The 10392-nt window shown below is 61.1% G+C and carries 15 protein-coding genes; 10 read left to right on the top strand and 5 right to left on the bottom strand.

Features of this window, described 5'->3' with window-relative positions:
• The coding region (locus ACYP01_RS12530) for a hypothetical protein (protein WP_459680287.1) at positions 1 to 538 on the bottom strand (538 nt) is incomplete at its 3' end.
• 178 nt (positions 539 to 716) lie between these two features.
• Here ACYP01_RS12530 and ACYP01_RS12525 point away from each other — a divergent pair.
• On the top strand, positions 717 to 1217 hold the full coding sequence (locus ACYP01_RS12525) for an ImmA/IrrE family metallo-endopeptidase (protein WP_003946241.1): 501 nt from the start codon (positions 717 to 719) through the stop codon (positions 1215 to 1217).
• Positions 1214 to 2215, top strand: coding sequence for a hypothetical protein (locus ACYP01_RS12520; protein WP_003946245.1), 1002 nt, complete (start codon positions 1214 to 1216; stop codon positions 2213 to 2215). The genes ACYP01_RS12525 and ACYP01_RS12520 overlap by 4 nt, the downstream gene beginning before the upstream one ends.
• Positions 2216 to 2275: 60 nt before the next feature.
• Here the strand turns inward: ACYP01_RS12520 and ACYP01_RS12515 are convergent, their stop codons facing one another.
• Positions 2276 to 2692 (bottom strand): helix-turn-helix domain-containing protein, encoded by a 417-nt coding sequence (locus tag ACYP01_RS12515; protein ID WP_003946231.1) that lies wholly within the window; start codon positions 2690 to 2692, stop codon positions 2276 to 2278.
• A 479-nt stretch (positions 2693 to 3171) separates the two neighbouring features.
• Here ACYP01_RS12515 and ACYP01_RS12510 point away from each other — a divergent pair, with 479 nt between their 5' ends.
• The 3 genes from ACYP01_RS12510 (at position 3172) to ACYP01_RS12500 (ending at position 4849) form a co-directional block, all read left to right on the top strand.
• Positions 3172 to 3327 carry a hypothetical protein gene (locus tag ACYP01_RS12510; protein WP_003946253.1) on the top strand — a complete coding sequence of 52 codons (156 nt, stop codon included), beginning with the start codon at positions 3172 to 3174 and terminating at the stop codon, positions 3325 to 3327.
• 145 nt (positions 3328 to 3472) lie between these two features.
• A complete protein-coding gene (locus ACYP01_RS12505; protein ID WP_459680284.1) occupies positions 3473 to 4315 on the top strand; it encodes an SDR family oxidoreductase in 843 nt (280 codons plus the stop codon).
• Positions 4316 to 4366: 51 nt separating this feature from the next.
• Positions 4367 to 4849 carry a DUF2505 domain-containing protein gene (locus ACYP01_RS12500; protein WP_459680281.1) on the top strand — a complete coding sequence of 161 codons (483 nt, stop codon included), beginning with the start codon at positions 4367 to 4369 and terminating at the stop codon, positions 4847 to 4849.
• Here the strand turns inward: ACYP01_RS12500 and soxR are convergent.
• Positions 4835 to 5314 carry a redox-sensitive transcriptional activator SoxR gene (soxR, locus tag ACYP01_RS12495; protein WP_003946250.1) on the bottom strand — a complete coding sequence of 160 codons (480 nt, stop codon included), beginning with the start codon at positions 5312 to 5314 and terminating at the stop codon, positions 4835 to 4837. The genes ACYP01_RS12500 and soxR overlap by 15 nt on opposite strands.
• A 5-nt stretch (positions 5315 to 5319) precedes the next feature.
• On the bottom strand, positions 5320 to 5808 hold the full coding sequence (locus ACYP01_RS12490) for a heme-binding beta-barrel domain-containing protein (RefSeq protein ID WP_459680278.1): 489 nt from the start codon (positions 5806 to 5808) through the stop codon (positions 5320 to 5322).
• A 99-nt stretch (positions 5809 to 5907) separates the two neighbouring features.
• Here ACYP01_RS12490 and arcA point away from each other — a divergent pair, with 99 nt between their 5' ends.
• Positions 5908 to 7125, top strand: a complete 1218-nt coding sequence (arcA, locus tag ACYP01_RS12485; protein WP_003946210.1) for an arginine deiminase — start codon at positions 5908 to 5910, stop codon at positions 7123 to 7125.
• Positions 7126 to 7138: 13 nt separating this feature from the next.
• Here the strand turns inward: arcA and arsC are convergent, their stop codons facing one another.
• Complete coding sequence (arsC, locus tag ACYP01_RS12480) at positions 7139 to 7492, bottom strand: arsenate reductase (glutaredoxin) (protein WP_003946209.1); 354 nt, start codon at positions 7490 to 7492, stop codon at positions 7139 to 7141.
• A gap of 94 nt (positions 7493 to 7586) precedes the next feature.
• Between arsC and ACYP01_RS12475 the strand changes: the two genes are divergently transcribed.
• From ACYP01_RS12475 to ACYP01_RS12460, 4 genes are all read left to right on the top strand, one after another.
• The gene (locus ACYP01_RS12475; RefSeq protein WP_003946268.1) at positions 7587 to 8270 is read left to right on the top strand and encodes an SDR family oxidoreductase; all 684 of its coding nucleotides are present in this window, start codon (positions 7587 to 7589) and stop codon (positions 8268 to 8270) included.
• Positions 8271 to 8312: 42 nt separating this feature from the next.
• Entirely contained in the window at positions 8313 to 8672 is a 360-nt protein-coding gene (locus ACYP01_RS12470) for a GntR family transcriptional regulator (RefSeq protein WP_003946225.1), read from the top strand.
• A 48-nt stretch (positions 8673 to 8720) separates the two neighbouring features.
• Complete coding sequence (locus ACYP01_RS12465; protein WP_003946228.1) at positions 8721 to 9152, top strand: DoxX family protein; 432 nt, start codon at positions 8721 to 8723, stop codon at positions 9150 to 9152.
• Between the two features lie 84 nt (positions 9153 to 9236).
• Positions 9237 to 10392 (top strand): BCCT family transporter (locus ACYP01_RS12460; RefSeq protein ID WP_459680273.1); only part of this gene is annotated, 1156 nt, incomplete at its 3' end.

Genomic DNA, 10392 nt, shown 5'->3' with positions numbered 1-10392 from the left:
CGACGACTGAGCCGACGACGACGACTGAGCCGACGACGACGACTGAGCCGACGACGACGACTGAGCCGACGACCACGACTGAGCCGACCACGACTGAGCCGACCACGACGACTGAGCCGACGACCACGACGACTGAGCCGACGACCACGACTGAGCCCACGACCAACCCTTCGCCGTCGCAACGTCCGAGCAGCAGCGCTTCCCCCGCGACCAACGCAACTTCGCAGACCGAGAGTCCTTCGAGCCAAGCACCCTCCGAGACGCAGTCTCCTTCCGAATCGCAGCCGAGTTCCGAGCAGTCGTCCGCGGTAGCGGCTCCGCCGGCTGGACCGTCTGATCCGCAGGGACCGTCAGCGGGCGGCGGAGCGCCTGCACCCTCTGCCGGTGGACCGGCGAACGCTGCGCCGGGCGCAGTCGCAGCCCCTTCCGCACCCGAGGTTCTGGCCGCACCCGCACCCGTAGCTCCGCAGGTACCGTCGAACGTTCCGAACGTCGCGGCTCCGACTGACAACCCGCAGGCATTTCCGACGGCGTTCACTCAAGGGCTTCCGCCGATTCTCAACGCCGCCGCCGTCGCCGGCGGTGTAGGCGGAATGGCAGTGGTAGCGGCCGGTGCGGGAGCACTGACTTTCCGCGGAGCATCGCTGCAGAAGGCGCGATTGGCTGCCGCGCGTGCCGAATTCCTGGCACCCGGATCACAGGGAGGTGCGTGAGTCGTGCCGGACAGACGTTCACATCGCCGCGTTCTGGCCGCGGTGGATGCCGTATGCGACGCAGCAGCGTCGTCGGAGGCTGTGTCACTGCTGACGGTAGTGCAGACAGTCGCCCGCGAGCGTGGGCGCCCGATCGAGATCGATCTGGAAACCCCGCTCGCCACCGGAGTGTGCGGTCAGCGCCGAGCCTACGACGACCACGACGTCATCGTCTTGGCCCCCGGACTTCCCAATGTCGAGCGAACTCTGGCACATGAGTTGGGGCACATAGTGTTTCGGCACGAGGGTGCCGAGATCGCCGAGGCGACGCTCGAGGTCAGTGACGATTTGATCGCCTACATGTTGAGTCAACGTTCTCTGCGGCGCAACGAACCCGTGCCGATGGATGACATCGCGGAGTGGGAAGCCGAGACGTTCGCGTCGATGTTGATCATGCGTCTGCGAACGATGAGTGGCCGTGGGACACCGCTGTCGGTGTTGCGGTACGACGAGGCGATCGGATGATCTTTTGGGCTGTGGCCCTTCTCGTCTGGGTTGCAGCCGGCGCGAGACTGGGTCGAGTTGTCGCGCGCACCGCGACGCCGTTGCGAATGTCGATGGTCTTCGCCGGCTTCTCGGTCGCATTGTCGTCGACGGTCATGGTGCCGGCGGTATGGGACATCGTCGATCGCATTGCGCCGGAGCAGCATGCCGCGGCGATGATCGTCATCGTCTTGTGGACAGCGTTGTCTGCGGCCAGTGCAGTCGGCGCCGTGTCTGCGTGGCCGGTGATGTCACGTCCAGCTATGCGCGGCCTCGCCACCGTGCTGTACTCGGTGGGGCTCCTGGTGGCGATCGCGGTTCTCTTCGGCTACCCGGCGCCGGCTCTGATCTTTATCATCGTCGCTCTGTCCCTTGTCATTTCGACGGGGCTACGGCACGTTGCGTGGGCACCGTTGGGGCGCGGAATCGCGTTGATCGTGACCGGTTCGTCGATCCTGCTCGTCGTGGTCGTAGTGATGCTGGTCGAATCGATCGGTGGCACCGGCGCACTCGAATCGGATATCTGGACGGGCGCAGGGGTGTGGTTCATCGCTGCCTCGAGTGTTCTGATTGCGCTGGGCATCACGTGGGTGCTTCTCGAGACCTGGTTACGTGCGCGACGAGATCTGTACCGGCTGCGGCGGATGCACGCGCTTCTCGTCAAGCGATTCCCCGAGGTAGTCGACGCGGACAGCGCCGGGAGTACCTCTGTGCTGCGGGCATCGGACATGATCGCGCAGATCATGGATGCGATGTACATCCAGTCCGGAGCCGGGATGTTCGACGTCGGTGGTCAGGAACCGCCGCGGGCCGTCACTGCACACGCGGGGATTTTGGCGGGGTGGATCGCCGATCCCTTGGCCTCGGATGTGTTGGACACCAGGTGGATTGCGCCTCCTGAGAAGATGTCGGCGCGCCGATGGGTGTTGTTGTTGGCGAAAGAACTCGATGAAACGACAAAAGTAGGTCGACGTTCGTAGTCGACCTACTCCATGTCATTGCAGTGCTCGAGATCGAGTCAGTGCTTCAGCACGTTCACATCAGCGTGACGCGTCAGGCGGAACCTCTGGCAAACCTTCACTCGCGCGGAGCTTTTCAGCCATCGTGGTGAGTAGATTCTGCGATTCTTCCGAGAGGTCGAATGCACGGCTCGAGAGGCGGCGAAGCCCGTAGCCTTGGAGCTGTGAGAGCAGTTCGAGATCGTGATCGATCTTGGCTGCGTAGATGTCGTTGAAGAAGTAGTCGGGCTTCACCTTGAAGAACCGGGCGAAGGCTGCGACTGTCTCGTCTGAGGGGTTGGTGCGCTGTCCCGAGCGGAGCTGCGAGATGTACGGCTTGGAGATCTGATGGCCGTCTTCGATGAGCGCTGCCGCAACCTCGGCGTTGGTATGGGGTTTGCGCCCCGGAGGATGAACACTGTCGAACAGTTTGTTCAATCGTTCTGCAAAGTCAGCCATTGTGAACCGCCCCGTAATCCTCTCTAGCTAGCAATTGTCCGTTCAGTGAATCCTACGGTATCACGCGGATAACCGATCGGTAGCTCACCGTAGTCTGTTTAGTGGACTAGTTGTCAAATGTGTCCGAGATTCGATTCGTCCGCCCAATGAGTGCTCAGCTATGTCTCAGCGCACATTGAGTTTCCGCCACACGGAAATGTGCAGCTACGACTGCGCTATTCGAACCTTCCAGTACTTGGCCAATCTGCCCAATATCAAACCTTTTACCCGTTTTGGCGATATTAGCTATGCGTTAGCCTGGTTTTTCACAACTATTTCGATTGAAAAACTGCAGTTCAAGCGATGTTTGAAGGTTTAGGGTCGCGATCAGGGTGGCTGGTTGCGATGTCATGCGGATCACCTCCGGGTTGAACCTTGAACGGTTTGCCGGATTGCGATCTGTGCTAGCTAAACCCTCCGCGTGGGTGCAGAATTGTGACATGAAACACACGATGAGCGATGATGAATTGCGCCGCGCAATCCGTGAAATTCAGGATCGAGCCCACGACGCGCGCAAGCGTGGGGACGATGTAGCGGCGGAAGAACTCGACCGTACGGTCAAGGGCTATCAAGAGCAGATGATGCAGCGTCTCTAGTGCTCGCTGCGGTCGTCTCTGTGCGGTGTTTGCGCGGAGTGCGGCCGTGCCCCGCAGGTCGTCTTGCGTGTTTCAGGGCGGCCGCACCGTGCGTGCGTAGACTTTCCCGCATGTCCACAGTACGAGTGCGGGGGAGTGTTCATCCATGTCTGTAAGGTCGCTCGACGGCAAGAAATGCCTGATCACCGGCGCCGGTAGTGGAATTGGACGTGCAACTGCGCTGCGTGCATCAGAGGTCGGCGCCGAATTGTTTCTCACCGATATCAACAGCGTCGGATTGGAAGAGACGGTCGCGATGGTCGGCGCCGGCGGCGGCACGGTCAGCATGGCGAAGGCACTCGATATCTCGGACTACGACGAGGTCGTGAAATTCGGTACCGAGATTCACACTCAATTTTCTTCGATGGATGTCGTCATGAATATCGCCGGTATTTCAGCGTGGGGAACTATCGAGAACCTCGAACATCGGCATTGGAAGTCCATGGTGGACGTCAACCTGATGGGGCCGATCCATGTCATGGAGACGTTTGTTCCACCCATGATTCGTGCCGGCAAGGGTGGACACCTGGTCAACGTGTCTTCGGCTGCCGGACTTTTGGCCCTGCCGTGGCACGCCGCCTACAGTGCGAGCAAGTTCGGCCTTCGCGGGGTGTCCGAGGTGCTGCGATTCGATCTGAAGCGGCACGGAATCGGGGTCAGTCTGGTTGTACCGGGTGGGGTGAAGACGCCATTGGTGGGAACCGTGGAAATAGCGGGTATCGACAGGAACGACCCGCGGGTCAAAAAACTCACGCACCGGTTCGAGGCGCGTGCTGTCTCCCCGGAGAAGGTGGCGTCGTGCATTCTGCGGGGAATCGAGAGGAATACGTACCTCGTATATACGTCCAATGACATCCGATTCGGATACTGGTGGGCGCGCAAATTTGCCCCGCCTTACGAGTTCGTGATGCAAAAAGCGAACGACCAGTTCAGTAAATTGCTCAAGTGATGAGCGTTAACTCCGCCGGGACTTTTATCTAGTCGAATAGGGACCAAAGTCATGCCGAAGAGTTTTCACTTCGATATCGAATTCAAATATCCCATCGACGACGTGCATCGAACTTTGACAGACCCGAGTTATTGGAAAGGCCGACTCGGAGACCTTTATGCCACCTCGGACATCGAAGTTCGAGACGGATCGATCGAAGTATCCGTGTCCGAGGAAATCGACTCCGCCTCCCTCCCGAGCCTGGTCGCCAAGGTTGCGCCGAGTCGGCTCGGTCTGAAACGGGTCGATCGGTGGGGACCTCTGTCGGACGGGCGTGCAGCAGGGTCGGTCACCGGAATTGCGCGGGGACTGCCGATCCGAATCGAGACGACGCTCGATCTCACCGCCGCCGAGTCCTGCACGCGGTTGGTCGTCGACGGAACGGCTGAGGTGAAGATGCCGATCATCGGCGGCCAGATCGAGAAGTTGCTGAAGAAGACCGTCGAGGACTTGCTGGGGCGCGATCGGGACGCCGTCGAGTCATTTCTCGCCTGAGCCTGCACCGAAATCTACTTCCAGAACGCGCGCACCCGGGCCGGCGGACGCGAGTTGATCGTGCGGGTTGGCGAGGGCGCACCCCTCCAACGAGAGGCACCCGCAACCGATGCAACCGGTAAGGTTGTCCCGTAGACGTTCCAGTTGCTCGATGCGTAGATCGAGGTGGCGCCGCCACCCGGTCGACAATCTTTCCCAATCTGCGCGGTTCGGGGTACGGCCTTCAGGAAGTGTGCCGAGGGCCTCTCTGATTTCCGACAGCGGAATGCCGACGCGTTGCGAGATTCTGATGAAGGCGACGCGTCGAAGCGTGTCTCGTTGGTATCGGCGCTGGTTTCCGCTGGTCCGGCGACTGACGATGAGGCCTTCTCGTTCGTAGAAATGCAGGGCCGAGACGGCGACACCGCTGCGCTCGGAGAGCTGGCCGGGCGTGAGTTCCTTTGCCTTCCACGACGGCATCTCCATGGCGACTACCGGTCCGTCGCGCGGTGGAGGGTGGCGTGGAGATGATGCGTCAGCGGGGTGTCGCCGTGCGCCATCCACAGGTCGTATGTCAGCGTGTCGCCCTGAACGCGCATGACTCGCCGAACGTTGTGAACCGGTTTTGCGTCGGGTGATGCTGCGAGCGTGAGACGGGTCAAGGCGAGAGTGCCTTCGGAGTCGAGGGTGCCGCGATGGATCTCGACGAATCCGGTGGGCTGGCTGACCAGCAATTCGAGCTCACCACCCGGTGTTGGGCGCAGGTATCCCGATTCCATGTGAAGCGGTCGTCCGTCGGGGAGCCCACGAGTGCGCGACGAGTAGGTGAGAAACGGTTTCGGGGTGGGCGCGAACTCGATCTCCTCGGAGTACTCGAAGTCGTCGATGGTGGGGAAATGTCCGGCTCCAGCGCCGACCCAGCGCCCGGTGAACCTCTCGATTCCGGCGCCGTTCAGCGCCGCCTGATCCGTACTACTCATTGCCTGGTCCTCTCGCCTGCGTCGGATCAGACGTTACGCGGGCCGGTACGACAGCTGCTTGTCCCTGCTGGGTGGGGCCTACGGGATTAGTGTTCACTCATGAACGCTTCTGGCTCCGTCCCCCTCGGTGTCGATTCCGAGGTGGGCCGATTGCGATCGGTCATTCTTCATCGTCCTGGCGACGAGTTGAAACGATTGACTCCGCGCAACAACGACGAGCTGCTGTTCGACGCATTGCCGTGGGTGGACCGCGCGCAGGAAGAACACGATCAGTTTGCGACCGTCCTTCGTGAGCGCGGCGTCGAGGTACTGCTTTTGTCCGATCTCCTCACCGAGGCGCTCGAGGTCAGTGGCGCAGCGAGGATCCAGGGAATCGCGGCCGCCGTCGACGCACGCAAGATCGGCCACGCGCTCGGGCAACACCTGGCCGCCTACCTGCGAAAGGTGGAGCCGAAGGAGCTTTCGTCGATCCTTACTGCAGGAATGACGTTCGACGAATTGCCGATCGATGCCGACTCGACCTCGTTGGTGCGCAGGATGCATCACGGCGGTGACTTCGTGATCGACCCGTTGCCCAACTTGCTCTTCACCCGTGATTCGTCGTTCTGGGTCGGGCCACGGGTCATCATCACGTCCTTGGCGTTGTCAGCGCGAGCTCGCGAATCCTCGATAACGGATCTCGTCTACGCGCATCACCCCCGATTCAAAGGCGTGCGCCGCGCGTACGAGTCGCACACGGCTCCTGTCGAGGGAGGTGACGTGCTGCTTCTCGCGCCGGGGGTGATCGCAATCGGTGTCGGTGAACGTACGTCACCCGCCGGAGCAGAAGCATTGGCGCGTAGCGTGTTCGACGACGGCCTCGCCCACACGGTGTTGGTTGTTCCGATCGAGCAACGCCGAGCGTCGATGCATCTCGACACGGTCTGCACCATGGTCGAGGCCGACGCGGTCGTCATGTATCCGGCCATTCAGGACACCCTGGCGGCGTTCACTCTGCGCAAGGAAGACGACGGGGTGAGTATTCGCGGTGCGACGCCGTTCCTCGAAGCGGCGGCCGACGCCATGGGAATCGGAAAACTGCGTGTGATCGACACCGGACTCGACACGGTGACTGCCGAGCGTGAGCAGTGGGACGACGGAAACAACACCCTCGCCGTCGAGCCTGGCGTCGTCGTCGCTTACGAGCGCAACGTCGAAACGAACGCCAGGCTGGAGGCCTCGGGTATCGAGGTTTTGCGAATCGCGGGTTCGGAACTGGGGTCCGGCCGAGGTGGTCCTCGGTGCATGTCCTGCCCGATCGCCCGCGATCCGCTGTAAGCCGTCGACGCTGTCAGAGAATTTCTTCCACCTTGGCTGCAGGCCGCGCGAGGACGGTGCCTTTGTCGGTGACCACGAACGGGCGTTCGATCAGAATTGGGTGCTCGATCATCGCGTCGAGGATCTCGGATTCGGATGCATCGGCGAGCCCGAGTTCCTTGTACTGCGTTTCGCGCTTGCGAACGGCTTGGCTGGGCTCGAGGCCGGCGTCGGCGAGGAGTTTTTCCAGCTCGGATCGGGTAGGCGGAGTATCGAGGTACTTCACAATGGTCGGTTCGATGCCGGCGTCGCGGATAAGTCCGAGAACAGTCCGCGACGTGTTGCACCGTTGATTGTGGAAGATGGTTGCAGATGCCATGTCCGTCATTCTGCCTCTGTGTCCGAACTCGTGGGACAAACAGGGGAACAACGGACACCTCCGGCGCGCTGCACTTGAAGTACCGACTTGTGAGGAGAAAACGATGACGGAACATCGAAGTGTGGACGAACGGCGCGTGGTCATTGCCGGTGGGCACGGCAAGATCGCGCAGCACCTGACGTACCTGCTGGCAGGACATGGTGATCGGCCGGTAGCGCTGATCCGCAACTCCGCGCACGAGGGTGCGGTCCGCACACTCGGCGCGTTCCCCGTGGTGATCGATCTGGAATCCTCCACGGTCGAGGAAGTTGCGAAGGTACTCGACGGTGCCGACGTCGCGGTCTTCGCCGCGGGCGCCGGACCTGGTAGCTCGATCGAGCGGAAGGACTCCGTAGACCGAGCTGCGGCGGTGCTGTTGGCCGATGCCGCCGAGAAAGCGGGAGTGCGTCGGTTCATACAGATCAGCGCCATGGGTGCTGGTGACGAAATACCGGAGAACACCGACGAGGTTTTTGCCGCCTACCTGCGGGCGAAGACTGCAGCAGAGGAAGACCTGAAGACAAGGACTTCGCTGGATTGGACGATTCTTCGGCCAGGCCTTCTGACAGACGACGACCCCACCGGTGAAGTCCTTCTTGCAGAGCCGCCCGTCGATCGAGGCTCTGTGCCTCGTGCAGATGTCGCCGCAGTGATCGAAGCGCTCATCGACGCGCCGTCCAGTGTCGGCAAGATATTGGTTCTGACCTCCGGCCCGCATACGATCCGCGAAGCGATCGAGGGTTTGTGAGAGAGAAGATGCTGTGACCGAGAAGATACGACGAGGGTGACGATGAAGATCGCGATCGAACACGATTCCTCCACAGCTCCGTACGACCAACTGCGGCAACAGATTATCGAGCAGGTTCACGGCGGCGGATTGATTGCGGGAACCAAGATCCCGACGGTGCGTGCATTGGCCTCGGAGCTGGGATTGGCGGCCAACACCGTCGCGAAGGCTTATCGCGCGCTCAGCGATCAGGGCGTGATCGAGACGAGGGGAAAGCAAGGGACGTTCATCGCTTCGGGGACCGATCCGGTGCAGGCGCAGGCGGAGCAGGCGGCGACCGCGTTTGCGCATAAGGTCCGCTCGCTCGGGTACTCCGACACTGAGATCGTCGCCATGGTGGAGTCGGCATTGAGAGGTGCGTGACACATTGATTAAGTTGACGCTTCAACTTAAAGCTGTCAGTCTTGGCTCATGAATTCGTCGATTGCTCGTGACCTCGGACTCCTCATCGCCCGTGTCGGCCTCGGGATCATCTTCATCGCCCACGGTTGGCAGAAGTTCTTCACCTACAAGATCGCCGGAACGCAGGCCGCATTCGAAGGGATGGGCGCCCCGCTCCCCAAGATTTCTGCAGTTCTGGCAGCATCCATCGAACTCGGTGGCGGCATCCTGCTCATCGCGGGTCTGCTGACCCCGCTCGTCGGCGCACTGCTGTTCCTCGACATGGTCGGCGCGTTCTTCATCGTGCACGCCGACAAGGGCGTCTTCATAGACAACGGCGGCTATGAACTCGTCGTCGCACTCGGTGTCGGTTCGCTCTTGATCGCTGTTATCGGCGCAGGACGCATCAGCATCGACGGATTGATCGGCAAGGGCAACGGTTGGGTTAAAACCCCAGCTTGATCGGGGTGAGAAGGCGGGTTCAACGGCTGTTGAGCCCGCCTTCCAGCTTGCTTTTGGCCCACAAAGTGACGAACGTAGTCATCTATGGTGACGAAATCTGATCGATCCGAACAAGATTCCGGGGCCAACGAAGAGCGTCCGGAGACGGGCTTTACTCGGGTAGGCGTTCGGACCGACTACGTGGTGTTTTCCGTGGCGGCCGCAGCGGTGCTGGCTATTGTCGTGTGGGGTCTCGTAGCTCCCGACAACCTGAACTCGGTAACCGGAAGTGTTCTCGGCTGGTTGGTGACGAACATCGGCTGGCTCTTCGTACTCGCAGCTTCGGCTTTCGTGCTGTTTTCCATCTACCTCGCTGTCAGTCGATTCGGCGACATTCCGCTGGGCAAAGACGGTGAGAAGCCCGAGTTCCGAACCGTCAGCTGGATCGCCATGATGTTCAGCGCCGGCATGGGCATCGGCCTGATGTTCTTCGGTGTCGCGGAACCGCTTGCGCACTACGTGACTCCGCCTCCCGGTACCGACGGTGGCGTCGGAACTGCCATGGCTACCACCATGTTTCACTGGGGTCTTCATCCTTGGGCGATGTATGCCGTTGTGGGCCTTGCCATTGCGTACGGGTCGTACCGACGCGGACGCAAGCAACTGTTCAGTTCGGCCTTCATCCCGTTGCTCGGTCGCAAAGCCGAAGGGCCGATCGGCAAGGTCATCGACATCCTGGCAATCTTTGCGACACTTTTCGGCACCGCAGCATCCTTGGGGCTCGGCGCACTTCAGATCGGCTCCGGTTTCGAGGTAGTCGGCTGGATGGAAGAAGCCGGCGTATTCCTGCTCGTGGCCATCGTTGCGGTACTGACCCTGGCATTTGTCGCTTCGGCAGTTTCCGGTGTGGCCAAGGGAATTCAGTGGCTCTCCAACATCAACATGGTGCTCGCGTTGATCTTGGCCCTGTTCGTGTTCGTTCTCGGGCCGACCGTACTGATTCTCAATCTGCTCCCGACGACCATTGGTGCATACGTTTCCGACCTCGCCCAGATGTCGGCCCGCACGGGTGCATCGTCGAATCCTGAAACCGGCGCGTGGCTTTCGTCGTGGACGATCTTCTACTGGGCATGGTGGGTGTCGTGGACGCCGTTCGTCGGCATGTTCCTGGCCCGCATCAGCCGCGGCCGCACGATCCGCCAGTTCATCGTCGGCGTCATCGCCGTTCCCACGACTGTCAGCTTGCTCTGGTTCGCGATCT

This window comes from Rhodococcus sp. no. 34 (assembly GCF_054589475.1).
The sequence above is the reverse complement of the archived record's forward strand: the minus strand, read 5'-3'. Positions and strand labels throughout refer to the sequence as shown.